The sequence below is a fragment of the Microbacterium amylolyticum genome, assembly GCF_011046975.1.
GTDB classification, from domain to species: domain Bacteria; phylum Actinomycetota; class Actinomycetes; order Actinomycetales; family Microbacteriaceae; genus Microbacterium; species Microbacterium amylolyticum.
On record NZ_CP049253.1, the window covers coordinates 1,822,355 to 1,847,478 of the forward strand.

General features: G+C 65.9%; 22 protein-coding genes and 1 riboswitch. Of the genes, 10 read left to right on the forward strand and 12 right to left on the reverse strand.

From position 1 onward, the window contains the following. The first annotated feature begins 18 nt into the window (after nucleotides 1-18). Complete coding sequence (locus G6N81_RS08885; protein ID WP_165135809.1) at nucleotides 19-405, forward strand: hypothetical protein; 387 nt, start codon at nucleotides 19-21, stop codon at nucleotides 403-405. A gap of 25 nt (nucleotides 406-430) precedes the next feature. On the opposite strand, the gene G6N81_RS08890 is transcribed toward G6N81_RS08885, so the two are convergent. Next, complete coding sequence (locus G6N81_RS08890) at nucleotides 431-1,735, reverse strand: ATP-binding cassette domain-containing protein (RefSeq protein ID WP_206527861.1); 1,305 nt, start codon at nucleotides 1,733-1,735, stop codon at nucleotides 431-433. Between the two features lie 76 nt (nucleotides 1,736-1,811). Here G6N81_RS08890 and G6N81_RS08895 point away from each other — a divergent pair, with 76 nt between their 5' ends. Together G6N81_RS08895 and G6N81_RS08900 are read left to right on the forward strand one after the other, a co-directional pair. After that, nucleotides 1,812-2,900 carry an enoyl-CoA hydratase/isomerase family protein gene (locus G6N81_RS08895; RefSeq protein ID WP_165135811.1) on the forward strand — a complete coding sequence of 363 codons (1,089 nt, stop codon included), beginning with the start codon at nucleotides 1,812-1,814 and terminating at the stop codon, nucleotides 2,898-2,900. 75 nt (nucleotides 2,901-2,975) lie between these two features. After that, entirely contained in the window at nucleotides 2,976-3,818 is an 843-nt protein-coding gene (locus G6N81_RS08900; RefSeq protein ID WP_165135813.1) for a TIGR03620 family F420-dependent LLM class oxidoreductase, read from the forward strand. 119 nt (nucleotides 3,819-3,937) lie between these two features. Here the strand turns inward: G6N81_RS08900 and G6N81_RS08905 are convergent, their stop codons facing one another. The 4 genes from G6N81_RS08905 to G6N81_RS08920 form a co-directional block, all read right to left on the reverse strand. Then, entirely contained in the window at nucleotides 3,938-5,074 is a 1,137-nt protein-coding gene (locus tag G6N81_RS08905; protein WP_165135815.1) for a glycoside hydrolase, read from the reverse strand. A 2-nt stretch (nucleotides 5,075-5,076) separates the two neighbouring features. Further along, a complete protein-coding gene (locus tag G6N81_RS08910) occupies nucleotides 5,077-5,403 on the reverse strand; it encodes a hypothetical protein (RefSeq protein WP_165135817.1) in 327 nt (108 codons plus the stop codon). 159 nt (nucleotides 5,404-5,562) lie between these two features. Then, nucleotides 5,563-7,638: an ABC transporter ATP-binding protein gene (locus G6N81_RS08915; protein ID WP_165135819.1), complete on the reverse strand. Its 2,076-nt coding sequence runs from the start codon at nucleotides 7,636-7,638 to the stop codon at nucleotides 5,563-5,565. Beyond that, on the reverse strand, nucleotides 7,635-9,362 hold the full coding sequence (locus tag G6N81_RS08920) for an ABC transporter ATP-binding protein (protein WP_165135823.1): 1,728 nt from the start codon (nucleotides 9,360-9,362) through the stop codon (nucleotides 7,635-7,637). The genes G6N81_RS08915 and G6N81_RS08920 overlap by 4 nt, the downstream gene beginning before the upstream one ends. A gap of 81 nt (nucleotides 9,363-9,443) precedes the next feature. On the opposite strand from G6N81_RS08920, the gene G6N81_RS08925 reads away from it, so the two are divergent. After that, nucleotides 9,444-10,559, forward strand: coding sequence for an aminotransferase class I/II-fold pyridoxal phosphate-dependent enzyme (locus G6N81_RS08925; protein WP_165135826.1), 1,116 nt, complete (start codon nucleotides 9,444-9,446; stop codon nucleotides 10,557-10,559). 8 nt (nucleotides 10,560-10,567) lie between these two features. Here G6N81_RS08925 and G6N81_RS08930 read toward each other — a convergent pair whose 3' ends face one another. Then, on the reverse strand, nucleotides 10,568-12,418 hold the full coding sequence (locus tag G6N81_RS08930; RefSeq protein ID WP_165135829.1) for a D-alanyl-D-alanine carboxypeptidase family protein: 1,851 nt from the start codon (nucleotides 12,416-12,418) through the stop codon (nucleotides 10,568-10,570). 138 nt (nucleotides 12,419-12,556) lie between these two features. Continuing rightward, nucleotides 12,557-12,664: riboswitch (TPP riboswitch) on the forward strand. Here G6N81_RS08930 and G6N81_RS08935 point away from each other — a divergent pair. The 3 genes from G6N81_RS08935 to G6N81_RS08945 all read left to right on the forward strand — a co-directional run bounded on the left by G6N81_RS08935 (nucleotide 12,660) and on the right by G6N81_RS08945 (nucleotide 15,435). Next, nucleotides 12,660-13,277, forward strand: a complete 618-nt coding sequence (locus G6N81_RS08935; RefSeq protein ID WP_165135832.1) for an ECF transporter S component — start codon at nucleotides 12,660-12,662, stop codon at nucleotides 13,275-13,277. Its footprint overlaps the riboswitch before it by 5 nt. Next, the gene (locus tag G6N81_RS08940; protein WP_165135835.1) at nucleotides 13,274-14,656 is read left to right on the forward strand and encodes an ABC transporter ATP-binding protein; all 1,383 of its coding nucleotides are present in this window, start codon (nucleotides 13,274-13,276) and stop codon (nucleotides 14,654-14,656) included. Before G6N81_RS08935 ends, G6N81_RS08940 begins: the two co-directional genes overlap by 4 nt. Then, nucleotides 14,653-15,435, forward strand: coding sequence for an energy-coupling factor transporter transmembrane component T family protein (locus G6N81_RS08945; RefSeq protein WP_206527862.1), 783 nt, complete (start codon nucleotides 14,653-14,655; stop codon nucleotides 15,433-15,435). Before G6N81_RS08940 ends, G6N81_RS08945 begins: the two co-directional genes overlap by 4 nt. An 11-nt stretch (nucleotides 15,436-15,446) precedes the next feature. Here G6N81_RS08945 and rlmN read toward each other — a convergent pair whose 3' ends face one another. Together rlmN and G6N81_RS08955 are read right to left on the reverse strand one after the other, a co-directional pair. After that, on the reverse strand, nucleotides 15,447-16,664 hold the full coding sequence (rlmN, locus tag G6N81_RS08950; protein WP_165135838.1) for a dual-specificity RNA methyltransferase RlmN: 1,218 nt from the start codon (nucleotides 16,662-16,664) through the stop codon (nucleotides 15,447-15,449). 42 nt (nucleotides 16,665-16,706) lie between these two features. Continuing rightward, nucleotides 16,707-17,123 (reverse strand): hypothetical protein, encoded by a 417-nt coding sequence (locus G6N81_RS08955; RefSeq protein ID WP_165135841.1) that lies wholly within the window; start codon nucleotides 17,121-17,123, stop codon nucleotides 16,707-16,709. 197 nt (nucleotides 17,124-17,320) lie between these two features. Here G6N81_RS08955 and G6N81_RS08960 point away from each other — a divergent pair, with 197 nt between their 5' ends. Continuing rightward, nucleotides 17,321-18,274, forward strand: a complete 954-nt coding sequence (locus tag G6N81_RS08960) for a TIGR03617 family F420-dependent LLM class oxidoreductase (protein WP_165135844.1) — start codon at nucleotides 17,321-17,323, stop codon at nucleotides 18,272-18,274. Between the two features lie 183 nt (nucleotides 18,275-18,457). Here the strand turns inward: G6N81_RS08960 and G6N81_RS08965 are convergent, their stop codons facing one another. From G6N81_RS08965 to G6N81_RS08980, 4 genes are all read right to left on the reverse strand, one after another. Continuing rightward, nucleotides 18,458-19,372, reverse strand: a complete 915-nt coding sequence (locus tag G6N81_RS08965; protein ID WP_165135847.1) for a cytochrome b/b6 domain-containing protein — start codon at nucleotides 19,370-19,372, stop codon at nucleotides 18,458-18,460. Nucleotides 19,373-19,488: 116 nt separating this feature from the next. After that, the gene (locus G6N81_RS08970; RefSeq protein WP_165135850.1) at nucleotides 19,489-21,429 is read right to left on the reverse strand and encodes a bifunctional metallophosphatase/5'-nucleotidase; all 1,941 of its coding nucleotides are present in this window, start codon (nucleotides 21,427-21,429) and stop codon (nucleotides 19,489-19,491) included. 122 nt (nucleotides 21,430-21,551) lie between these two features. After that, complete coding sequence (cofE, locus tag G6N81_RS08975) at nucleotides 21,552-22,322, reverse strand: coenzyme F420-0:L-glutamate ligase (RefSeq protein WP_206527863.1); 771 nt, start codon at nucleotides 22,320-22,322, stop codon at nucleotides 21,552-21,554. Beyond that, nucleotides 22,319-22,825, reverse strand: a complete 507-nt coding sequence (locus G6N81_RS08980; protein WP_165135853.1) for a GNAT family N-acetyltransferase — start codon at nucleotides 22,823-22,825, stop codon at nucleotides 22,319-22,321. The genes cofE and G6N81_RS08980 overlap by 4 nt, the downstream gene beginning before the upstream one ends. A 178-nt stretch (nucleotides 22,826-23,003) precedes the next feature. Here G6N81_RS08980 and ddaH point away from each other — a divergent pair, with 178 nt between their 5' ends. Both ddaH and rocD read left to right on the forward strand, forming a co-directional pair. After that, the gene (gene ddaH, locus G6N81_RS08985; RefSeq protein WP_165135855.1) at nucleotides 23,004-23,861 is read left to right on the forward strand and encodes a dimethylargininase; all 858 of its coding nucleotides are present in this window, start codon (nucleotides 23,004-23,006) and stop codon (nucleotides 23,859-23,861) included. Further along, nucleotides 23,858-25,042, forward strand: a complete 1,185-nt coding sequence (gene rocD / locus G6N81_RS08990) for an ornithine--oxo-acid transaminase (protein WP_165135858.1) — start codon at nucleotides 23,858-23,860, stop codon at nucleotides 25,040-25,042. Before ddaH ends, rocD begins: the two co-directional genes overlap by 4 nt. The last annotated feature ends 82 nt before the right edge of the window (nucleotides 25,043-25,124 follow it).

Consider the following 25,124-nt stretch of genomic DNA (forward strand, 5'->3'; position numbering starts at 1 on the left):
ACGTGTTTGGATGGACTCATGGTCAGCCTGCTCGTTGATTCCGACACCCTCGAGGTGCAGCTCGCGCCGTTCGAGCGGGTTCTCGCCCGCCGGAAGGAGCCGCTGCGCATCGATCGCGCGTCGATTGTCAAGGTCCAGCTGACCGAAGATCCGTTCACGTGGCTACGCGGTGTTCGCGCGCCCGGAACACACGTGCCCGGTCGTTTGGCGTTCGGCACGTGGAAGTCTGTCTTCGGCGATGATTTTGCGGCGATCCGCACGGGACGTCCGGGCGTTGTGATCGATCTCGATGCCGGGGGCGAGTTCGAACGTGTCGTTTTGGCGACGCGTCATGGCGTCGCTCTGGTCAAGGCGCTTCAGCGAGACGACGAGCCGGAGCAGGGCGGCTCCGCCGTCGCCGACTGAACCCGGCGGAGCGGCCCTCGATCGGTCAGGACCGGAACGACGTCGCGGTAAATCCGTGCGGGCGCGGCGGAACGTCGGTCGCGGCTTCGGCGTCGTCCGATTCCTCCGCGTCTTCTGCTGCTTCGTCCTCTTCGTCACGCAGGTCGCTGGCGAGCGCGGCGAGCGACGCGGCTCCGGGCAACACCGTGGCTGCTCCGGCCATCGTCGCGACAACCCCGGTAGACGCAGCAATCTCGACGATCTCGTCTTCCGCGTCTTCTTCGGCGGGAGTCCCATCAGCGATGACCTCGGCCACATCGGACTCCGAGGCTTCCGGTTCGTCGTGCGCCGGTTCCTCGGCCACGGGCTCGTCTTCCGCTACGGCCGACGCGGCGGCAAAAGCCGTGGGATCGAGAGCAGCCGTTCGCGCCGGCGCGGACCATGTGCCGTCGATGATCTGCAGGTAAACGTCTTCGAGCGATGGGCCCCGATGCGTGAGCGTGCGCAGCGGAACCCCGGCCGCGGTTGCCAGCGCGCCGATCTCGGACGTGGTGGTCCCGTCGATCGCGATTCCCGACCGCAGCACGCGATAGGCGTACCCGTTGTCGTCGAGAAGTTCCAGCAGGGCCACGCGATCGTCGGCGTCAACCGTGACGAGGCCGCCTTCTGCCTCGCTGAGGAGTTCGATCGGTCCCTCGAACAACAGCTGACCCTCGTTGAGGATGATCAGTGAGTCGGCGACCTGCTCCACCTCGCTGAGCACGTGCGACGACATCAGCACGGTGCGACCCTCATCGGCGAAACGGCGCATCAGCAGACGAATCCAGCGAATGCCCTCGGGGTCGAGACCGTTTGCCGGTTCGTCGAAGACGAGAACAGCCGGGTCGCCGAGCAGCGCCTCGGCAACGGCCAGGCGGTGCTTCATCCCGAGGGAGAGGCTGTCGATGCGCATATCGCCCATCTCGCCCAGCCCAACAACCGTCAGCACCTCGGCAACGCGCGGCGCGCCGATGCCGATCTGCTTCGCGGCCTTCGTGAGGTACTTCGTCGCCGTCTTCCGGCGGAAGCGTTGGAAGGAATCGACGCTGAGGATCGCACCGATGGACGCGCCGGGGCGCACGATCTGGTGGTAGGTCTTTCCGTCGATCGTGGCCTTGCCGCGCGTCGGCCGCAGGTCCCCGAGGAGGATCCGCAGTGTCGTCGTCTTCCCGGCGCCGTTCGGGCCGAGGAATGCGGTAACGCGTCCCGGCTCGATCCGTGCCGTGAGACCGTCAACCGCCGGAACATCACCGAACACCATCGACACGTCGGCGAATTCCAGCACCTTGCCGTCGCTCACAAGCTCCCCCACTCTCTCAGGTTCCTCCTATCTTGGCTGATAACGCCGGGGAGGTGTGGGACATCTGCACGCGGGTATCGTTGCGCCGGTGACTGTCACACGATCTGATGAGCGCGTCCTCCTTCACGTGGAGGACGGAGTTGGCCGCATTACGCTCAACCGCCCCGAGGCGTTGAACGCCGTTGACCTGCCCATGCTCGAGGTCGTCACGGACGCTCTGGAGGCCTGGCGTGAGGATTCCGAGGTCCAGATCGTTCTTTTCGACGGTGTCGGCGATCGCGGCTTCAGCGCCGGCGGAGATGTGCGCCGCATCTATGAACTTCTCGAAGGCGGCGACCAGGCGGGCCCTGAGGCGTTTTTCCGCACCGAGTACCAGATGAACGCGACGATCGCCGAGTATCCGAAGCCCGTCGTCGCGTTCGCCGATGGCGTCACCATGGGCGGTGGAATCGGCATGGCCGGACATGCGCACGTGCGCGTCGTGACGGAGACGTCAAAACTGGCGATGCCAGAGACCCGCATCGGCTTCACCCCGGACGCCGGTGGGTCCTGGCTTCTGGCGCACGCCCCGGGCCGTATCGGGGAGTACCTCGCTCTGACGAGCGCCACGATGGGCCCGTTCGACGCGATTTACGCGGGATTCGCCGATCACTACGTTCCACGGGGGGATCTGGGGGCCATTCGCCACGCCCTTGCCACGCGGGCCGACCCGTCGACGCCCACCGAGCTCGTCATGCTGTTCGACGAGACGCCGGACGACAGTCCTCTGCAGGCAGCTCGCGCGTGGATTGACGATGCCTTCGCCCTGGACAGCGTTGCGGCGATCCGGGAGCGGCTACGGGAACTGTCGGAGGCCCCGCGATGGCGTGACGCCGATCCGTCGCCGGCCTCGGCACTCGCGGCGCTGACGCAGCGACCTCCCGTCGCGACAACCGTCACGCTTGCCGCAATTCGTTCATCGCGGGCCCTGCCGAATCTGCGCGCGGCTCTCACCCAGGAGTACCGGCTCGTCGGCTGGTTCTCCGAAACACAGCCCGACATGCGGGAGGGGATTCGGGCGCAGATGATCGACAAGGACCACCAGCCCCGCTGGTCTCCCGCGACGATTGAGGAACTGCCGGAGACGATCGTCGGTGACGCGTTCACCCACCAGAATCTCCGCGCGCTGTTCTCCTGAGTTACGTGGGGTCTATCCGTACGCAATGTTTGCGCACTACCGTGGGGACCTCGCGGGGCGCGGAGGGCGGACACGATGGTGACGAAGAAGAGTTTCGGCTCGTATGGCGTGTGGTTGATGGAGGATGCCTGGGTGCCGGGCACGGCGGCCGTCGCCGAACGCCTGGGTTATCAGACGCTGTGGATCGGGGGATCGCCGGCTGCGCCTCTCGAAACGGCGCTCCATGTGCTGAACGAGACCGAGCGTGTGATCGTCGCCACCGGCATCGTCAACATCTGGCAGGACGACCCGGTCGATATCGCTGACGCGCACCTGCGCATCTCGGAGGAGCACCCTGGGCGGTTCGTGCTGGGCATCGGCTCCGGTCATCGAGAGGCCACCCCCGAGCGAGTGCGTCCTCTGGCCGCTCTCCAGGAATACCTCGAAGCGCTCGATATCGCCGGAATCCCGCAGGACGAGCTGCTGCTTGCGGCCCTCGGAGATAGGACGCTTTCGCTCGCCGCTGAGCGATCGATCGGCGCGCATCCGTATCTGACCGTTCCGGAGCACACGGCACACGCGCGCAGCGTGATCGGACCTGACGCCCTGCTCGCGCCCGAACTGAAGGTATCGCTCGACGACGATCAGGACACGGCGCGGGCTCGTGCGCGGGCCACGTTGGAGCGCTACTTCCGGCTGGAGAACTACGTTGGCGTCCTGCGGAGGTTTGGGATCTCCGAGGAAGAGTTCGCGGATGGTGGCTCGGACGATCTCATTGACCGCGTTGCCGCGAATCACACGGCGGAAGCCGCGGCGATCGGCGTGCAGGCGCACCTCGATGCGGGCGCTGATCACGTGGGAATCCAGCCGCTCGGACCGGATCCGCTGCTCACGCTCGAACGCGTCGCCGACGCCCTCGGGCTGACGCAGGAGGTCTGAAACGCGTGGTGCCTGCTGGCCAGGATCTCGAGGATCTCGGCCAGCAGGCACCACCGTGTATCAGCTTCGGCGAACTGTTCGTCGGCGCGCGACTCCGATGCCGAGCAGCCCGATGGCGATCAGAGGTGCGACGCCGGACGTACCGCCTGTGGCCGCGAGCTCGTCACGGTCGGGTGCGGACGTACCCGGGGCGGGCGTTCCGGTTTCTCCCGGTTCGGTGGGGTCCGTGGGTTCCCCCGGTTCGGTGGGCTGACGAGGTTCGGTCGGCTCGCCCGGTTCTGTGGGGTCGGTCGGCTCGGTGGGTTCCGTCGGCTCCTCGGGGTCGGTCGGTTCGTGAGGGCGACGCGGTGACGGTTTGTTCCTTCGCCGTCTATCGACTCGACGCGCCACGACTGCGCTGCGTCCGTCTCATGAAGATCGCTCGGCGCCTGAATCGTGACGCCGCCGGTGTCGCCGGCGAGGGCGAGCTGGCTCTGCACACCGATCAGCTGCAGCTCCTGTCCGTCGACGAACGCCGGGGCCTCGTCGGAGACGCCGCTTGTTCCCGCAACCTCGAACGAGGTGACGGACTTTGCCGGCACCGTGACCGTCACCGACGCAGACTCGGTGTCAACGGGAATCGCGTCCCCGGGAACAAGCGCGTTGGCCGTGACATCGTCAGCGGGAGACTCGGTCGTCGTGAAGGGCGTCACCGTGGCGTCAGACGCGATGTGGCCGAAGCCCGCGAGGTCGATGACGACCTCGCGGGGCTGCTCATTATGGTTCACGTGCACCAGCGTCACGCCACCGCCCGTCGCGGGCAGGGCGGCCGTCGTGTTCTGATCCCCTGCGGGAATCAGACGATCCCCCGGTTCGATGAAGTGAGTGAAGTTGCGAACCGCGTTGAACTTCGCATTCGTCAACACCTGGCACGCGGCATCGTCGCCGGTTGCGCCGTCCGCGATGCGGCGGGCCGAGAATCCGTCGGCGTCGCAGTCGAAGTCGATGAAGATGCTTCCCCAGTTGAGCTTCTCCGTGAATTCCATGTTGTAGGTGTCTTCAACTGGCTGCCAAAAAACCCACGCGTCGGGCTCCAGCTCGCGGAGGTCGTCCACGATGTGCTGGGCCATTCCGAGCCCGTTATCGATGTTCGTCAGGTTGAAGCCCTGACCCGAGGTGTCGTAGTCGCCCTCGACCTCGCTCATCCAGAGCGGCTTCTCGGCGGTTTTCGCGATGTCGCGCACAAGCAGCCAGCTGCCCTGGCCGTAGGTGTGCACGTTCAGCTGGTCGACGCGGTCCTGTGCCTCGGGACGTCCGTGGCGTTTCCGCCGCCGATGTTGTACCGGGCGAGATTAAGGCGCAGGCCGTCGTCACCGAAAACGGCGTCGAAGAGTTCCTGCCGCACATCCTCAGGGTATCCGCCGGTGGCGTGCGCGAACCAGACGAGGCTGGTGCCCCATCCGTCGAATGGCTCAGCCGCGTATCCGGGGTTGGGGGTGATGCGCACGGTGTCTGCGGCCTGCGCCGACAGAGCGACTCCGCCGACGAGGGCGCTCGCGCCCAGCGCGCCGATACAGAGGGAGGACAGCAATCTGGTTGACGTCATCGTCGACCTCTCTGGTCGCTTCTGCGCGATCACGGTGGATGCCAATATTTGCGTGAACATTGCTCGTACCCGGCGACCATAGCGTGATGACGCCACCCCGCGCGAGCGGTCTTTGGTGACCGCGTCACAGCCGGACGCGGTCACCAAATCACGGGCGTGTCAGCCCTCGTCGGAGTCTGTCCGCGGCGGGCCGCCGACGATGGGGGTTTCGCTCGCGCCGAGGGACTCCTCGATTGCGGCCTGCTGATCGACGTCGACGGCAGCGTGTTCGAACTGGCTCTGGTAGAGCCGCCAGTACGCCCCGCGGGCGGTGATCAGCTGCTCGTGCGTACCCTTTTCCACGATCGATCCGTGCTCCATCACGAGGATGAGGTCGGCGTCGCGGATGGTGGAGAGGCGATGGGCGATGACGAACGAGGTGCGTCCCTGCCGCAACGCCGACATCGCCTTTTGGAGGAGCAGTTCGGTGCGGGTATCGACCGAGCTGGTCGCCTCATCGAGGATGAGCACCTGCGGGCGGCGGATAAACGCGCGCGCGATGGTGATCAGCTGCCGCTCACCGGCCGAGACGTTGGCGGCATCCTCCTCGAGAACGGTGTCGTAGCCGTCGGGCAGCGAGTGGACGAAGCGATCGACGTACGTTGCCTCGGCGGCGGCGAGGATCTCGGCGTCGCTGGCATCCTCGTTGCCATAGCGAATGTTGTCGCGGATGCTTCCCGCGAACAGCCACGGATCCTGGAGCACCATGCCGGTGCGGGAGCGGAGGTCTGCGCGCGTGAGCTCGGCGATGCTCTGACCATCGAGGCGGATGGCACCGCCGCGCAACTCGTAGAACCGCATGAGCAGATTCACGAGAGTGGTCTTGCCGGCACCGGTGGGGCCGACGATCGCGACCGTCTGGCCGGGTTCGACGCGGAAGGAGAGGCCGTCGATGAGCGGCTGGTCGTCGGAGTAGGAGAACACGACATCGTCGAACTCGATGACTCCCATGCCGTCCGCCGGTGTTGTTGCGGGGTCGTCCGCGTCGGGGTCTTGTTCGTCTTCGTCGAGCAGCGAGAAAACGCGCTCGGCGGAGGCCGTTCCGGACTGGATGACGGGAAGCATGCCGCCGAGTTCGGCAAGTGGCTGGGTGAACAGCTGGGAGTACTGCACGAACGCCTGCACATCGCCAATGCGGATCTGGCCGCTGGCGACCATGATGCCGCCGAGGACGGCGATTCCGGCGTAGGTGAGGTAACCCACGAACTGCATGGCCGGCATCATCACGCCCGAGAGGAACTGCGCCTTGAAGGAGGCCGCGTAGAGGTCTTCGTTCTCTTCCTGGAACGCGTCGGAAACGGCCTTCTCGCGGCCGTACACCTTGACGAGTGCATGGCCGGAGAACGACTCCTCCACGCGCGAATTCAGTCGGCCGACCTTCTTCCACTGCGTTTGGAAGGCCTTCTGTGACTTCGGGCCGATGACGCCCATGATGATCCCGATGAGCGGCAGCGCAATGAGTGCCACAAGCGCGAGCTTCCACGAGATCGAGAACATCATCGCGACGACGCCGACCACGGTGAGCAGCGAGGTGATCGCTGAGGACAGCGATTGCTGAAGGGTTTGGGTCATGTTGTCGATGTCGTTTGTGACGCGGCTGATCAGCTCGCCGCGCGGAACGCGATCGAAGTGGGAGAGGGGAAGGCGGTTGATCTTGCGTTCGACGTCTTCACGCACGCGCCACATGGTGCGGACCATGATGACGTTGATGATGTAGCCGGACAGCCATTCGAACAGCGACGCGGCAACGTAGATGATCAGCACCCATACCACGAGCATGCGGAGCGCCTCGAAGTCGACGCCGGCGCCGGGCGCAAAGCGTTCCATCGCGAGGACCATATTGGCGAAGTCGTGTTCGCCGGCCTGTGTGAGGGCGTCGGCGACCTCAGACTGGCTCATTCCGGCGAACTGCTGACCGACCATGCGCGAGACGACGCCCTCGAAGACGACGTTGGTGGCTTCGCCGAGAACGCGCGGCCCGATCACGGTGAGCAGCGTTCCGAACGCGCCGATCAGCGAGGCGAATGCGAACGTCCAGGCTGACGGACGCAGGAGGCCGAGGAAGCGGCGGAAGCTTGGCCAGAAGTCTTGGGGTTTTCCGCCGAGAGCACCGGGGTGGTCCGCGCCGGCGGCGATGATCGCCTCTTGCGCTTCGAGCTCTTCTTGGCGCTGGGCGTCGGGGGTGTTCTCGCTCATGCGTCGACTCCCTTCTGGGAATCGAGAATTTCGCGGTAGGTGCGGCTGATTTCCAGCAGCTCATCGTGGGTTCCAACGCCGGCCATACGTCCGTCTTCCAGGACGACGATGCGGTCCGCATCCGTGATGGTGGAGACGCGCTGGGCGACGACGATCTTCGTCACGTCGGGGAGTTCTCGCCACAGCGCTTGTCTCAGCCGGGCGTCGGTTGTCAGGTCCAGGGCGGAGAAGGAGTCGTCGAAGACGAGAACCTCCGGCCGGCGCACAACGGCGCGCGCGATGGCAAGGCGCTGGCGTTGGCCGCCGGAGACGTTTGTTCCGCCCTGAGAGATCTCGCTGTCGAGGCCGCCCGTTCGTTCCCGCACGAAGTCGGCAGCTTGAGCGATCTCGAGCGCGTGCCACAGTTCCTCGTCCGTTGCGTCTTCCTTTGCGAAGCGCAGGTTGGAGGCGACCGTTCCAGCAAACAGGAAGGGGCGCTGGGGGACAAGCCCGATGCCCCGCCACAGAACGGAGAGGTCGGCCTGTGTGACATCGACCCCGTGCACCTGCACGGTTCCGCTGGTGGCGTCGAACAGGCGGGGGATGAGGGAGACGAGCGTGGACTTTCCGGAACCCGTCGATCCGATGATCGCGACGGTCTCGCCAGGGTCGGCACGGAAGGAGATGCCGGACAGCACCGGCTGTTCTGCTCCGGGGTAGATGAATTCGGCGTTGTCGAAGGTGACCTCGCCGGGGCGGGGCATCACCGTGATGGGTTCCGCCGGCGGGACCAGCGTTGTCTCGCTGGCGAGCACGGCGCTGATGCGCTCGGCCGAGACAGCCGCGCGCGGGATCATCATGGCGACGAAGCTTGCCATCATCACCCCGCCGAGAATTTGGCCGACGTACTGCATGAAGGCGAACAGCGTGCCGACTTGCGTGTTTCCGGCATCGACCTCGATGCCGCCGAACCACACCACGCCGGCGATCGTGACGTTCATGATGAGCAGGACGAGGGGGAAGACGAGGACGAAGAGTGAGCCGACTCGGCGACCGATGTCCATGATGTCGGTGTTGGCGACGCGGAACCGCTGCTCTTCGATCGACTCGCGGACGAATGCGCGCACAACGCGGACCCCCGTGAGCTGTTCACGCAGAACGCGGTTCACGGTGTCGATGCGTGACTGGTAGCTGCGAAACAGCGGCACCATGCGACTGATCACGATGGCAACGCCGATGAGCAGAACGGGAATCGACACCGCAAGAATCCAGCTGAGGCCGATGTCTTGTCGCACGGCCATGATGATGCCGCCGATCGACATCATCGGCGCCATGACGAGCATCGTCGCGCTCATCATCGCCAGCATCTGTACCTGTTGAACATCGTTCGTGTTGCGGGTGATGAGAGACCCGGCCCCGAACTGCGACACCTCACGCTCGGAAAACGCGGAAACGCGCGAGAAGATGTCGCGCCGAAGGTCACGGCCGATGCTCATCGCGGCGCGAGCCGCGCAGAAGGTAGCGACAATCGCCGCCAGAATCTGGCCGAACGCCACCACCAGCATCCAGCCGCCCGTGCGAAGGATGTACGGAACGTCGCCGTTGGCGACACCCTCGTCGATCAGTGAGGCGTTCAGGGTGGGCAGGAACAGCGCCGCCAGCGCGGAGACGAACTGGAACACCAGGACACCGGCCAGGAACGGCCAGTACCTGCGCAGGTATCGGGTGAGAAGGCTCAGAAGCACTGCTTCAGTAGACCAGACACCCCTGACACAGGACATCCCCCGAAGGGAGGAATTCGCCGTCACCCGCGCGAGAATGGAGGCATGACAGACCGCCTGACGTTTCGTGCCGCCCACGATCAGATCTCTGTTTTCGAGCGGGCGCGTATTCCCGAGGGCGTTGCGCGTGCCTGTTTTAACGAGCCGCACTTTCCGCCGCTCGACGGCCTCGCTGAGGTCATCGCGGGCGAGGTGCCGCACCTGAACGAATACGGTGGCCGTACTGAGGAGGCCGTGGCTGCGATCGCCGCCGCGCATCGCCGGGAACCGGACGAGGTACTGCTCGGTTCCGGCAGCATGGACCTGATCCGGGCCGTGATCGCATCCGTCTGTGAGCCCGGCGACGACGTGATCTTTAGCTGGCTGACGTTCGAGGGATACGTCTCCGCCTGCCACGCGTCGGCGGCAACGCCCGTGATGGTCCCGACAACCGCAGACGGCGGGCATGACGTCGACGCGATCCTCGCTGCGATCACCGATCGCACGCGCGTGGTCCTCGTCGCCAGCCCGAACAATCCCTCCGGGCGCCCCCTGATGCGGGAGCAGTTTGATCGGCTTGTCGCCGGGGTCCCACCACGTGTGATCCTGGCGCTGGACGAGGCGTACAGCGAATACGCCTCGTCCCCACGCGCGGCCTTTGGCGCCAGCCTTTTCGGTGATGGCGACCCCGTTCTGCCGGAGAACGTTGTGATCCTGCGAACACTCTCGAAGGCCGCGGCGCTCGCCGGAATCAGGGCCGGGTACGCACTCGCGGCCCCGCGCGTGATCGGGGGGATCGCCAAGCTCCGCACACAGCTCAGTGTCGATCGCCTCGCTGTCGCCGCCGCCTGGTTTTGCTTCACGCGCGACGGCCTCGACCAGATCGAGGACCGCGTCGAGTGGGTGAAAGCGGAGCGTCAGCGCATCGAACGCACGCTTCGAGATCGTATGGAGAAGGCGGAGATCGAGGGGCGGCGGCACATCGCCATCCCGCACTCCGACGGTAACTTCGTGTGGCTACCGGTGGGCGAGAAGGCAGACGAGCTTCATGCGACCCTGCTTTCGGACGCCCGGATCCTCGCCCGTTCGTTTCCCGGCGTCGGGCTGCGCTATACCGTCGTCGAGGAAGACGTCAACGCTCGCTTTATCGAGACCGTGACGGCCTGGGCAACCACCCCGTAGCGGCCCTCTCAGCCGCCGATTCCGAGCAGTTCGAGGGGGTGGGACAGGCGCCACTGAATGCTCGGCGGGGTGAATGCGTCGGTTGTGCGCAGTTCGACCTCTGTTTCGTCGAGCTGACCGGAGATCGTCGCTGTTCCGACCGAGCGGTCTGCCCGGTCGCCAACGCGCACCGTGAACTCGCCGAGGTCGATCGTTGCTTCTTCGCCGTTCCACAGGGTCAAGACCGCGTCCTGGCTGGTGACAACCTGTGTTTGCGCGCCCCAGGGCGCGGTCACGGTCGCAACGACGGTGCCGCCGGGCAGGGCCTCGATGGGTTCGAGGCCCGTGACGACGGCGTTGAGAAGATCGCGGCTGATTGACTCCTGCAGGTCATGATTCGGCTGCTGCATGACCGCGGCGTAGGCGCGCGTAACGCCATCGTCGCCACGATCGATGTCCTTCGCGGTTGTGAGGTTGTAGCTGACGGACTCCCAGGTGTCGAGGTGTCCGGTCTTAATGCCCACGATGCCCGTTTCGTTGATCAGCGGGTGGGAGTTCTTCACCTCGCCAGCGCCGGGGATATCGGTCTCCGCCTGCGCGACGATCTCGGCGATCACCGGGTTTGCGAGCGCGAGCTCCGACACACGGAGCATGTCGCTCGGCGTCGAGCGGTTGTCTGGGCTGATGCCGGTTGCGTCGACGACAACGGTGTTCTCGAGACCGTTGCGCTCGAGCCAGGAGATGACGGAGATGCCGTACGCATCGCGGTCGTAATCCCAGAGCTGGTCGACAAGCTTGTTGGCGTAGTTCCCCGCGGAGCCCATGAGGATTCCTTCGAGGAGCTGGAAGTACGTCAGCGTGCCGCCGACGGGAACGTCGAGGGCGGATTCGTTGCGCCACCGCAGATCGTTCGCTGCCTGCTGATCGAGCCATCCGAACTCATACATCGGCCCGTCTTCGCCCGGGGCGAGCGGCTGACGCTCGAGCAGAACAAGAGCGGTGATGACCTTTGTGAGGCTGGCCATCGGAACCGGCGTTTCCGGGTTTTCTTCGGTTGCCGAGGAGACGACACCGTCGATGCCCTCGATCGCAACGGCCGCATAGCCCTGATCCGGCCACGGCATCGACATCGGCGCTCCGGTCGGGGTCTCCAGCGTGGCGCTGGCGATGTCGGGGCCGACGTTGTGCAGCGGCCACACGGCGAACGCCACGACGTAGGCAACCGCGAGAACGATGGCCGTGAGGATCGGAGCGAAGATCGCGCCCACCCAGCGCCGGCGGCGGGGGACGATGTCCGACACCTGACTGATGACCGGCACCTGCCCGGTTCCGACGTTCTCAGCCGTGAGCCACGCGAGAGCGCGTTCGGCCTGGTTGTCGGGAGAGCGCGGAACGTACGCCGTGCGGATCGTTAGCGCCTGCGGGCTTTCCGGCGGAGTCGAACCGGCGGCGGGCTCGGGGCTGTCGCTCGGCGCGGGGGGCTCCTGGTTCACGGTGTCCTCCGGTGCGTCGTTCTGTGTGGTGTCAACAGCGTCAGCGGGCTCGGCCTGTGGGACCACCCTGTCGCCCGTGATCTGCGGCAACGTTGCTGTTGCCGTTCCCAAAAGGATGTGGAGGTCTTTGTCCGAGGAGGGGGACTTCCGGCGGAAGCCTCCGAACATCTCACCGATCAGGCGAATTGAGTCGGTCTGCGGCTGCGCATCGTCGGAGAAACCCTCGGACTCGGCGTTGGTCGCGATCGGCGGGGTATCGGGGCGCATCGCGAAAAGGTCGGTGAACTCCGACTCGTCTGACGTCGGGGCAGGAATGTCTTCCGAGCGCGCCTCGTCCATGGCACGCTCGTCGCCACCGGGGCGCTCGGGATCCTGTTCACTGCTCACGCGCTCAACTTACTTCACACACCTCGCGGTTTCACGGAGAACACCACGTCGGCGCCTTACGATCCGGCGACGATTCTGCCCCCGCGTATAATTTGTCATCGCCGACCGAATACGTTTGGTGACGGGCCCGCTATCGGCCCACAACACCACGGGAGTCCGCATCGTCGGGCTGAGAGGGCGCGTATCGCGCCGACCGTCGAACCTGATCCGGATCATGCCGGCGCAGGAAGGGAAAACAAGAATGTCTACGTCTTCAGATCAGCGCACCGTCACGCCCCGTCGCATGCAGTGGCGTGTTGTGGACATCGTGATCGCGAGCATCGTGGCCGTCGCCTGTGCCGTGATTTTCGTCGTGTGGAACACGGGATACAAAATTCCCGGCGCCTTCGTCGAATCGCTGCTGCCCGGGCTGAACGGACTGATGATCGGCCCGTGGCTCATCGCGGGTGTTGTGGGTGGTCTGATCGTGCGCAAGCCCGGTGCCGCGGTCTACACCGAGACCGTCGCCGCAACGATCTCCGCTCTCATCGGTAACCAGTGGGGGCCGATGACGATCGTGTCGGGCCTCGCACAGGGAATCGGTGCCGAGATCATTCTCGCGATCTTCCTCTACAAGCGCTTCGGTCCCCTCGTGGCGATGCTGGCGGGTGCAGCTGCCGGTCTCGGTGGCGGCATCAACGACCGCATTAGCTGGTACGCCGGTGCGGATACCGCGTTCACGGTGATTTACATCACCTGCACGACGATTTCGGGCGCGATCATCGCGGGCCTCGGCGGGTGGGCGCTCGTGCGCGGGCTTGCCGCAACGGGTGCGCTGAATAGATTCGCGGCGGGTCGCACGGCGTCGAAGCGCGTGTGACGCCCGCTCGCATTGATGCCCGCGGGTGGGGGTGGCGCTACGCCACCCGCATCGCGTGGGCAGCGCGGGATCTGAACCTGACGGTCGAGCCCGGGGAGCGTATCCACCTGACGGGTCTGTCCGGTTCCGGGAAGTCCACGGTTTTGCACGCGCTTGCGGGCGTTCTCGGCGCGGACGACGAGGGCGAGCAGGAGGGGCACCTGCTGATCGACGGAACGCCGCCCGAGGCGGCGAGAGGCCGGACGGGGTTGGTGCTCCAAGACCCCGATACGCAGGCCGTGATGGCGCGCGTCGGTGACGACGTGGCGTTCGGTTGCGAAAACCTGGGCATTCCGCGCGACGAGATCTGGCGGCGTGTGGAGGAGGCGCTCGACCTCGTCGGGCTCGATGTTCCCCTCTCGCATTCGACATCGGCGCTATCGGGAGGGCAGAAGCAGCGGCTTGCGCTGGCGGGAGCGCTCGCAATGCGCCCCGGAATTCTCTTGCTGGACGAGCCAACGGCCAACCTCGACCCCGACGGCGTTGTCGAGGTGCGCGACGCCGTTGCCCGGGTGCTGGAGCGAACCGGCGCGACGCTTGTCGTTGTCGAACACCGTGAAGATGTCTGGGCAGAGGTGATCACCCGTACGGTGCGGCTCGGTCCGCCAGCAGCAGTCAGTGGCTCGCAGCTGAGCATCGACGGCGCCGATACCTCTGCGCCGTCCGATGTGCTGCTGTCGGCCCGCGATCTCGTCGTCGGCCGTGTGAAGGGTCAGGCGGTCACGGGCCCAACGGACCTGGATGTGCGCGCCGGTGAGGTGCTGGGCATCACGGGCTCGAACGGCGCCGGAAAGTCGACTCTCGGTCGCACCATCGCCGGACTTCTCCCGGCAATCTCGGGGGAGGTGATCGCGGCCGATGCGCTCCGAGACGGGGCGAAGAAGAACCCGATGCGGTGGTCATCGGCGCAGCTGCTCACCCGCATCGGCACGGTTTTGCAGTCGCCCGATCACCAGCTGCTGGCCTCGACGGTGCGGAAGGAGCTTGAGGTCGGGCCGCGCGCCCTCTCCCTCCCGGAGGATGTCATCGCCGAGCGCACCGAGGAACTGCTTGATCGCCTGCGCCTCACCCGCCTTGCCGAGGCGAATCCGCACACCCTGTCGGGCGGTGAGAAACGGCGCCTCACGGTGGCGGCAATGCTTGCCACCCGGCCGCGGGTCTGCGTTCTTGACGAGCCGACCTTCGGACAAGACCCGCGTACCTGGCGCGAGATGGTGCAGATCATCCACACGCTGGTGTCGGGTGACGAGCCCATCGCCGTTGTCGCGATCACACACGATCGCGAGCTCCTCGATGCCCTCGGCGCCCGAGAACTGCGCCTCGAAGGGGCCGTACGGTGATTCCGTCGATCGTCGAGGCGCGCGGCCCGCTCGCGCGCATCAACCCGGTCGCGAAACTGGCCGCCGCTTTTCTCATCGCGTTTCCGCTGATCGTTTCTGTGGACTGGGTGTCCGGCGTCACGGCGCTTCTTCTCGAAATTCCGCTGTTCATGCTGAGCGGCATCGGCTGGCGCCGGTTCTGGCTGCGCACCCTACCCGTGTGGATCGCCGCCCCTCTCACGGGTGTCACGATCGCGCTATACGGACAGGAAAGCGGCCGCGTTTACGCCGACTTTCTCCTCATCACCATCAGCGATGGTTCCCTGGAGCTGGCCGCCGCCACGTTCTTCCGCGTTCTCGCGATTGCTCTGCCCGGCGTGGTGCTGTTTGCCGATGTCGATCCGACGGATCTGGCTGATGGGCTCTCGCAGCGCGCGAAGCTGCCGGCGCGCTTCGTTCTCGGCGCGCTCGGTGGGCTACGCCTGGTCGGCCTGCTGATCAGCGACTGGCGCGAGCTCGAGACCGCTCGCCGGGCGCGCGGCGTGGCGGATCAGGGCCGTATCCGCCGCCTGATCGGCATGGGGTTCGCCCTGGTCGTCCTCGCCATCCGACGCGGCTCCCATCTGGCGACGGCGATGGAATCGCGGGCCTTCGGCGCCGACACCGCTAGGTCGTGGGCGCGCGAGAGCCGCTGGGGCGGGGGAGAGTGGTTGCTGATGGCCGCGGGCGTCGTGATCAGCGCGACCGCGATCACCGTTTCCGTCCAGACGGGCTGGTACAACCCGATTTTCGGGCGGTAGCGCCGCGTCGTTTACGCGGGCAGCGCTGCGGCGCGTTCGTCTTCTTCTGTGACGACCAGCTGGCCGCACGCACCGTCGATCTCTTTTCCGCGGGTGTCGCGGATGGTGGTGGGGATACCGCGATCGTTGAGGATACGAACGAACTCGCGCTGGGCGGGAATCGTGGAGGCATCCCACACGGAACCCGGCGTCGGGTTGAGCGGGATGGGGTTCACGTGCACCCAGCCCTTTCCGCGCTCCAGCAGGCGGTCGGCAAGAAGCTCGGCGCGCCACGGGTGGTCGTTCATGTTCTTGATGAGCGCGTACTCGATCGACACGCGACGCCCGGTCTTGTCGAAATACGCACGGGCCGCGTCGAGAACCTCGTCCACCTTCCAGCGCGAGTTGACGGGGATCATCTCGTCGCGGAGGGTGTCGTCCGGCGCGTGAAGCGACAGCGCGAACGTGACGGGGATGTCTTCTTCTGTGAGCTTGCGGATCGCGGGCGCGAGGCCCACGGTCGACACCGTGATTCCGCGGGCGCTCATGCCGAGACCCTGCTGTTTGTCGATCATGACGCGAATGGCCTGCATGACCCGCGCGTAGTTAGCGAGGGGCTCACCCATGCCCATGAAGACGATGTTGCTGACGCGCTCGGCGCTGTTGTCGCCCTCGCGCTTTCCGCCCAGCTCGCCGGCGGCGATGATCTCGTTGGCGCGCACGATTTGGTCGACGATTTCGGCCGCCGACATGTTGCGGGTGAGGCCGTTCTGGCCGGTTGCGCAGAACGGGCAGTTCATGCCGCAGCCCGCCTGCGAACTCACACAGAGCGTGATGCGCCCGGGGTAGCGCATGAGAACGGACTCCACGAGCGCGCCATCGTGCAGCTTCCACAGGAACTTGATGGTCTCGCCGCCATCGGTCTGCATACGACGCACCTCGGTGAGGAGGTTGGGCAGCATGCCGGCAACGAGCTCAGCCCGGCCCTCCTTGGGGAGGTCGGTCATCTTTTCCGGATCGCGCGTCCAGCGGTCGAAGTAGTGCTTGGCCAGCTGCTTCGCTCGGAAACCGGGCAGGCCAAGCTCCTTCGCCTTCGCGATGCGTTCCTCGGGAGTGAGATCGGCGAGGTGAACGGGAGGCTTGCCGCGCTTGGGGCTGGAGAACTGCAACAGGGGACGCCCCTGGGCATCCTTGCGCTGCTCCCAGCCCTCGGCCTTGGGCTTGACCTGGCGAATTGGCGACGGCTCCATGCCATCAACGGTACGGGATGCGGCTGACAGCCGGATGGAGCGTTAGCCGCAGTGCGTCTGCAGCTCGGTGAGACCGTTCGTCATCGAGGTCTGTGCGGCGTCGAGGGCGGTGATGTCGATCGCCTCGGGGTCATCCGCGCTTGCGGTGACAGCGACGATGATCTGCCCGTATCCGTCAGCGAACTCACTGAACGCGGCGGACACGTCCTCCTGGGTGACCTGGCCGTCGATCTCCTGCACCTTGTTGTTGACCGTTTCGAGAGCGGTAACGGCGCCCTCGGGGTCGGTCATGATGCTGCCCATGGCCTCCTGGGCCTCCATCTGGACGGTGTTGAGCTCGTCTTCGATGATCTGGCAGGCGTCGGCAACGCTCTGTCCGCCCGAGCAGGCGACGAGGCCGGCGGGAACGAGGGCGAGGGCGCCGGCAATGGCGGCGATGCGTGCTGTCGACTTCTTCATGGGTGTCCTTTCGTTCGGAGGAGAACAACAGGACGCAGGCGAACTCCCCCTTTCGCCTGCATGACCACTCTGGCCCAGGCACGCTGGTGTTGCAAGGCGAGAGCGCGCGTCGCGCGTCGCCAAGCGCCGCAGGACGGCGATTGTGGGGGATCGCCAATCAGATCTGTGCCGCGCGCGTCGCGTGGCACGATGGCGGAATGCGCATCGACATCGGAGTCCGCGACGCATCGCCGGCAGCCATTACTTCCGCCGCGGAACGCGCTGAGCAGGAGGGGTTCGACGGTATCCAGGTGCCGGAGCTCGCACACGATCCGCTCATCGCGTGCACGATCGCCGGTTCTCGTACCGAGCGGATTCATACGGCGACCTCCATCACGGTCGCCTTCGCCCGGAGCCCCATGACGGTCGCACAGGCCGCCAATGACGTGCGCCTCGCGACGAACGGGAGGTTTTCTCTTGGCCTCGGTTCCCAGGTGAAACCGCACATCGAAAAGCGATTCTCGATGCCGTGGTCGGCACCAGCCCCGCGCATGCGGGAGTTCATCGGCGCTGTGCGGGCGATCTGGCGGTCGTGGGAGACGGGCGAGAAGCTCGCCTTCGAGGGGGAGCACTATCGGCACACCCTGATGACGCCCATGTTCAGCCCCGGCCCCAATCCGTTCGGAACGCCAGATATCTGGCTGGCGGCCGTCGGACCCGCGATGACGAAGCTCGCCGGCGAGGCAGCCGATGGGTTCATCGCTCACGCCTTCACCACGCGCCGCTACCTCGACGAGGTCAGCCTTCCCGCCCTCGCCCAGGGACGCGCGAGAAGCGATCGCGCCACGACCGATGTGATTCTGACGCCCTTTGTCGTCACCGGTGAGGACGAGCGCCAGCGCGCCGCGGCGGAAAAGGCCGTGCGAAAGCAGATCGCCTTCTACGGCTCGACGCCGTCGTACCGCCCCGTCCTGGAACTGCACGGCTGGGAAGAGGCCGCCGACGGACTCCACGCGGCCAGCAGGCGCGGCGAGTGGGACGCGATGGCGCGCCTGGTCACCGACGACATGATGGCCGAATTCGCGACCTTCGCCGACGACCCATCAGCGCTCGCCGGATCGCTTGAGACTCGCTTCGGAGACATCGCAACCCGCGTCTGCGTTGGCGCCTAAGGCGCCATCAGCTGGTGGAGCGGATGCGCTCGACGTACGCCTCCAGGCGCGCGAACAGATCCTTGTCGTACGGGCCCCACTCCGGCCGCGTCATCGCGGCTCCGAGGCCAAGGTATTCACTTCAAACGTTTGAAGCAAGGACAAGCAGAAAACACCCACCGCGGGGGGGGGGAAGGGAGGTGGTTACCGCTTCATGAGGCGCACGTCACCGAACCACTTCGCCGGTCGGGCGATCCAGTCGTCGCGGCGCACGGCTCCCCAGCCGATCACCATGAGAACAACGGTGGCGGAGAAGATCCCGAAGCCGGTCCAACTGACGGAGTCGGTGCCGGCGTACATGTGATTGAGATTGCGCAGCGCTCCGGTGGCGAACACCAGGCCGACGTGCACGATGACGAAGCCAACGAAGAACAGCATGGTCGGGAAGTGCAGGCGCTTGGCGACGTGCACGGGGAACGCGCGCTCCCACGCCGGAGACTTCGGTGCGAAGGCGCTCAGACGCCAGCCCGTGACGGCGGCGACCGGCGCCGCGAAGAACACGATCGCGAAGTACATCAGTTGCTGCAGGGCGTTGTAGTTCGCCCAGCTGTGTTCGGTCGGCCAGTCGAGCGAAACGTACTGAATCAGCGTGGACAGGGCGTTGGGGAACACGTCCCAGCTGGTGGGAACGATGCGCACCCAGTGGCCGCTGGCGAACAGCAGAACGACGAAGACGACGCCGTTGACGAGCCAGAGAACATCGACGGCCAGATGCCCCCAGAGCGCAAGGGACATGCGTCGCTTCTTGACCTTCTTCGATGACCACAGGCCACCCGCCCGCTTCTCAGTGCGCACGCGAATTCCCGTACGAATGATCAGCACCAGGAAGAACGCGTTGAGGAAGTGGGTCCACGACACGAAGGCCGGGATGCCTTCCTTGGTTCCCTCCGGAATCGGCGCGCCGCCCGGATAGGTGGTGATGAAACTCTGCAGTTCCGGCGTTCCGAGCAGGGCGCGGACGGTGAAAACACCGATCCAGCACAGCAGAACAATCGCCGCCGCCCCGAAGAGGCCGACGACGACCTGAATCCACGTGGGGCGGGGGCGGTTCGTGCTCACTCGCTCTTTTCTACCCCAGCGCGCCGCAACGCGCCCGTGTGTGACGGTCGATTGCGACAAAAGCAGGCGGCCCCCGCCCCGGGAAGGGACGAAGGCCGCCTGGTTTTTCTGCGACGTTATGACTTGCGCGAGCGCATGATCAGAATCGTTGCGATACCGGCAAGGATGAGAACACCCGCGCCGATTCCGATGACCCACGTCATCTCGCCACCGGTGGGAGCAAGCTCACCGGGAGCAACGGTCTCGTCCGGCGACGGGGCGGGAGCCTCCGTCGGTGCCGGCTCCTCCGTGGGAGCGGGGTCAGCCGTGGGAACCGGCGTGGGCTCCTCCGTGGGAACCGGGGTCGGCTCCGGCGTGGGCTCCGGCTCCTCGAACAGAACCGCGCGGCCGAGCGGCGCGGGGTCGACGATCTCGTGCGCGGCGAAGTAGTCCACCGTCGCCTCGAGGTCAATCAGGCCCGTGTCGCGGAACGGCGAGTTGTTGAAGGCCGTGAAGCCGTCGCCACCGGCAGAAACAAACGAGTTCGTCGTGACCGTGTACGTCGCGGCGGGGTCGATCGGCTCGCCGTTCAGCGTCATCGAGATGATCTCGTGCTCGCCCGTGGGGTCGCCGGCCTCGTTGAGCTCCTCGGTGTACTCGTACGTGAAGCCGTCCGAAATGCCCAGGTGCAGCTTCGGGCGCGAGCTCTCCGGCTGCCACTGCTCCTCGAGCATCTGCTGGATGTCGGCGCCCGTGAGCTCGCTCGTGGTGAGCGTGTTCGCGAACGGCTGCACGTTGGCGACCTCCATGTACGTGACGGAACCGTCCTCGCCGTAGAGCAGGTCGTCGCGCAGGCCTCCGGGGTTCATCACCGCGATGTCGGCAGGCTCACCCGCGTACTTCTCGTACTCGGTTGTGGCCCAGAGGTACAGATCTGCCACGAGGTTACCCATGGAGGACTCGACGCCGCGGTCATCTCCGGGAATCTCGCCGCCGCGCAGGATGTCCGCGCTGATCGCGCCCACCTGCACGCTGCCGGCCTCCTCTGCGAAGGCATCCGCCTCGGCGACGATTTCTGCGATGCGCTCGTTCGGGGTGAACCAGTCGTAGACGGGGTTTCCGTCATCGTCGCTGCCGGGGCGGGCAGAGATGAGATCGCCGGCGATGCTGACAACCTCGTTCGTTTCGGTGTCCACCTCGATGTCGAGCGCGCCGATCGTCGTTCCGTAATCGTTCGCCTGGATCACCGGGCGGCCGTCGATCTCACAGGGGTAGCCCTGGTGGGTGTGACCGGAGAAGATGGCGTCGACGTTTGCTTCGCGAACGAGCGCACCGAAGTCGGTCTGCTCATCAGCGAGCGCCTGGCACGCTGCAACATCATCGCGATCAGCAACGCTGAACTCGGCGCCGTCGTGGGCGAGGAGAATCGTGACGTCCACCTCGTCGGCGATGTCCGCCGCCACGCGGTTGACGGCTTCCAGCTGGTCGCCGAAGTCGACGGCTTCAACGCCGGACGGTGCCACCATGCGGGCCGTGTCGGGTGTGACCGTTCCAATGAAACCGATCGTGACGCCATCAAGAACGCGCGTTGTGTAGGGCAGCAGAGCGGGGTCGGTGGTTCCCGCGTGGTACACGTTGGCACCCAGCGAAACATCGGCGCCGATGGCACCGTTCGCGTCGAATGACGGGATGACGCGGTTCATCAGATCGTCGTAGCCCTGGTCGAACTCGTGGTTGCCCACTGCTCCGATGTCGAGGCCCATCTCGGCGAGAACCTGGATCGTCGGCTCATCGTCCTGGATGAACGACGTGAACGTCGATGCGCCGATGTTGTCGCCGGATGAAACGAACACCGTGTTCGGGTTCTGCTCGCGTAGCGCATCCAGTGCACCGGCAAGGTTCGCCGCTTGGCCGAGGCGGCCGTGGAAATCGTTGATCCCGAGCACCTGGATGCTCGTCGTGGTGCTGTCTGCGTCGACCGTTGCCGCGGTGGCGGCCTGCGGAACGAGCAGCAGCGAACCGGCGACGCTCAGTGCCGCCGCGGCGCCAATGCCGCGCTTCAGAGGAGTAGAAGGCATTACTGTCCTTTGTTTATGGGCAGGGTTGCGACCCGAGGGGTGCTCGAGCATCCCCTCGTGTCTACACACCTGAGGTTTCCACGACTCGGGTGTGTTTGTGAACGGAATGTGAAGGAAAGTTTTTACGCGGGTGCTTCGCCACGGGCGGCGAGCCCGTCGGCATACGCCTCGTCGTATCCTTTTCGGAACATGTCTGAGGGCCCCGTGCGCGGGATGGAACGTGCCCCCGGCAGGTCGAGAGGGCCGACAAGATCCCCGCGACCGCGCATAATCGCCACGGGGCGTCCCGTGCTTTTTCCCTTGACCAGATCTGCCGTCGAGCAGATTTCGTCTGCCACACACGGCAGTGTCACGCTGAGCTCGCGCCCCTGCGCGTCCGTGTGTCCACGGAGGTCCTCGAAAACGCGCACGCCTCCCGCGCCGATCGCCTGATCGACCTGGCCGTCGCGCCATGCGCGTCCGAGCGTGTCACTGAGAAGCACACCAACGTCGACGCCGAAGCGATCGCGCAGGGCGCCAGCGAGGAATCGAGCGGAGCGGTCGGGGTCTTCGGGAAGGAGAAGAACCGTGCCCTCCGGAGTGTTCGAGGCGTCGACCCCGGCCGCCGCCGACACGATCCCCAGCCTGTTCTCGACGATGCGTGTCGTACGACCGGTTCGCGGGTTGGTCCGGCTGGCAACGACGCGCACGGTCTCCGCCGTAATCGCATCCTCGCGGTCGTCGGCCTGAACGAAGCGGTTCTCCGCCTTGGAGACGATCTTGCTCGTGACAACGACAATGTCGCCCGAGCGGATGCCCTCAGCAGAGCGCGCGATCGCATCGCCGATGATGGCGGCCAGGTCGGCGCCCGCCGTGATCTCTTCGATCCCGTCGAGCGCCCACGCTGCGATCACCGCGAGAAGCGAACTTCCGTGATGGCCTCGCCGAGGAAGGTCTCGTCGCGCTCCGTGCCGTCGAACACAAAACCACGCTTTTCGTAGAACGCGGGACCACCGGGGTAGCCCTTGGCGATCCAGCCGTACAGGGGCTCGCCCTCGTCGACCACCGCGTCAAACAGCTGGCGGCCGATGCCGCGGCGGTGCCACGAGTCGAGGAGGTACACGAAGTACAGCTCGCGCTCGGCGGGCGCGTTGTCGTCGCGCGCCGGCCCCGAGCCGGCGAAGCCGACGATCTCGCCATCGACGAGCGCCGCGGCATGGCGGTACTCCTCGCCTCGGGAAGCGTAGTTGCTCCAGAGATCGGCAAGCCTGCGGGGGGAAACTGCTTCGAGTGTCGCCTTCGACACCATGTTGTCGTATGTCTCATGCCATACCTGCGCGTGAACGCGCCCCATGGCTTCGGCATCGACGTCGCGGATCGGTCGGACGAGAACGTCTGGCGTCGTCTGTGTCGTCATGGCGTGAGCATATGACGGGTGCGCGGGTGGGGGAAATCGACACTCATCCGCATAGAAACATCACTCGCGCAGTCGGCCGCGCATAAGATAAATCCGGCGTGCTCCTCCGTAGGCGTTAGGTTGCTCCGGGGAGCCCGAGGACAGCGTCCGCCGCCCGTTTCACGACGAGGAGCGTCAGATGTCCCACACACAACAGGTTCCCGAGCGAGTGCAGCACAATCGCCGGTACCTCATGTGCCGTCCCGAGCACTTCACGGTGTCGTATTCCATCAACCCGTGGATGGACCCCGAGGAGCCGACCGATACGTCGCTCGCGGTCAGGCAGTGGCAGAAGCTGTACGACACCTACATCGAGCTCGGTCACGAGGTCGAGCTGATCGACCCGCAGCCGGGCCTGCCCGACATGGTTTACACGGCCAACGGCGGATTCCTGATCGATGGCGTCGCCTACCCGCCCAAGTTCCGCTACGAGGAACGCCAGGGCGAAGAGCCGTGGTTCACGCAGTGGTTCCGTGACAGCGGATACGAGGTTTCCGGCCCTGAGTTCACGAACGAGGGCGAGGGCGACTTCCTGCTTGCCGGTGACGTGATTCTCGCCGGCCGCGGCTTCCGTTCGACGGACGACAGTCACCGCGAGCTCGAGACGATCTTCGGACGCGAGGTGGTGACGCTGACGCTCACCGATCCGCGGTTCTACCACCTGGACACCGCGCTCAGCGTGCTCGACCCCGTTGTCGCACCGGGCCAGGAGCCGACGATTGCGTATCTCCCCGGTGCCTTCGACGAGGCCAGCCGCGCCGAACTGGAGCGACGTTTCCCGAACGCCATCCACGTTTCGGATGCCGACGGCGCGGTCTTCGGACTGAACTCGGCCTCTGACGGCAAGCACGTGTTCATCTCGCCCCGCGCGACGGGCTTCGAAAAGCAGCTGCGCGAGCGCGGGTACACCCCCGTTTTGATCGACCTGTCCGAGCTGCTGCTCGGCGGCGGCGGAATCAAGTGCTGCACACTCGAGCTGAGGGGAAAGAGCGCATGACCGCGGCAAACGAGCCTCACGTCGCTCGAAACTACGCGCCGCTGGAGATCACCATCGCGTCGGGAGACGGCGCCTGGGTGACGGACAGCGACGGCAAGCGGTATCTGGATATGCTCGCCGGCTATTCAGCCCTCAACTTCGGTCACCGCCACCCCGACCTCATCCGGGCGGCAACCGAACAGCTCGGCCGCGTCACCCTGACCAGCCGGGCCTTCCGCAGCGATCAGCTGGAGCCGTTCGCGGCGGCGCTCGCCGCGCTGTGCGGCAAGGACCTCGTGCTGCCGATGAACACGGGCGCCGAGGCGGTCGAAACGGGCATCAAGGTGGCACGTGCCTGGGGGTACCGGTCTAAGGGCATTCCCGAGAACGAAGCGACGATCATCGTCGCCGACGGCAACTTCCACGGCCGCACGACCACAATCGTCAGCTTCAGCGACGATGAGGTCGCGCGCCGCGACTTCGGTCCGTTCACGCCCGGTTTTGTGAGCGTTCCGTACGGTGACGCCGACGCGATCGCCGCCGCGATCGACGAGAACACCGCTGCCGTGCTGATCGAGCCGATTCAGGGCGAAGCCGGTGTGATCGTTCCACCAGAGGGCTTCCTGCGCCGCGTACGAGAGATCACGCGAGAGAACAACGTTCTGATGATCGCCGACGAGATCCAGTCGGGCCTGGGCCGAACGGGAGAGACCTTCGCGTGTGACCGCGAGCAGGTCGTGCCCGATATGTACCTGCTCGGTAAGGCTCTTGGCGGCGGTATCGTTCCCGTTTCTGCCGTTGCCGCGGACGAGAACGTTCTCGGCGTGCTGCGGCCCGGTGAGCACGGGTCGACGTTCGGCGGGAACCCGCTTGCCGCCGCGGTGGGGAAGGCCGTTGTGGATTTGCTGGCCACGGGCCAGTGGCAGGAGCGCGCTCGCCAGCTTGGCGCGCACCTCGACGGCCTGCTCGATGGGCTCGTCGGCAAGGGCATCACGGGATACCGCTCCGCGGGCCTGTGGGCCGGAGTCGACATCGACCCCTCGGTCGGAACCGGCCGCGAGATCACCGAGCGGCTCATGGCGCGCGGCGTTCTGGCCAAGGACACACACGGCCAGACCGTGCGCTTCGCTCCGCCGCTGACCATTCGTGGTACGGAGCTGGACTGGGCCGTCGAACAGCTGGAGGTCGCGCTGCGCGGGTAACGCGCGCCGTACCGGCCGGTCTCTTTTCGGCCACATGCACCCGGTGCTCTGTGCCGCGTGATCCCCGGCTATGACCGTTCGG

Bases quoted from the DNA above. Each gene is read 5' to 3' on its own strand.
- G6N81_RS08980 (WP_165135853.1), bottom strand. From the start codon at position 22,825: ATGACGACACAGACGACGCCAGACGTTCTCGTCCGACCGATCCGCGAC.
- G6N81_RS08970 (WP_165135850.1), bottom strand. From the start codon at position 21,429: ATGCCTTCTACTCCTCTGAAGCGCGGCATTGGCGCCGCGGCGGCACTG.
- G6N81_RS08900 (WP_165135813.1), top strand. From the start codon at position 2,976: ATGGTGACGAAGAAGAGTTTCGGCTCGTATGGCGTGTGGTTGATGGAG.
- G6N81_RS08960 (WP_165135844.1), top strand. From the start codon at position 17,321: ATGCGCATCGACATCGGAGTCCGCGACGCATCGCCGGCAGCCATTACT.
- G6N81_RS08885 (WP_165135809.1), top strand. From the start codon at position 19: ATGGTCAGCCTGCTCGTTGATTCCGACACCCTCGAGGTGCAGCTCGCG.
- rlmN (WP_165135838.1), bottom strand. From the start codon at position 16,664: ATGGAGCCGTCGCCAATTCGCCAGGTCAAGCCCAAGGCCGAGGGCTGG.
- G6N81_RS08915 (WP_165135819.1), bottom strand. From the start codon at position 7,638: ATGAGCGAGAACACCCCCGACGCCCAGCGCCAAGAAGAGCTCGAAGCG.
- G6N81_RS08925 (WP_165135826.1), top strand. From the start codon at position 9,444: ATGACAGACCGCCTGACGTTTCGTGCCGCCCACGATCAGATCTCTGTT.
- G6N81_RS08935 (WP_165135832.1), top strand. From the start codon at position 12,660: ATGTCTACGTCTTCAGATCAGCGCACCGTCACGCCCCGTCGCATGCAG.
- ddaH (WP_165135855.1), top strand. From the start codon at position 23,004: ATGTCCCACACACAACAGGTTCCCGAGCGAGTGCAGCACAATCGCCGG.
- G6N81_RS08955 (WP_165135841.1), bottom strand. From the start codon at position 17,123: ATGAAGAAGTCGACAGCACGCATCGCCGCCATTGCCGGCGCCCTCGCC.
- G6N81_RS08910 (WP_165135817.1), bottom strand. From the start codon at position 5,403: ATGACGTCAACCAGATTGCTGTCCTCCCTCTGTATCGGCGCGCTGGGC.
- rocD (WP_165135858.1), top strand. From the start codon at position 23,858: ATGACCGCGGCAAACGAGCCTCACGTCGCTCGAAACTACGCGCCGCTG.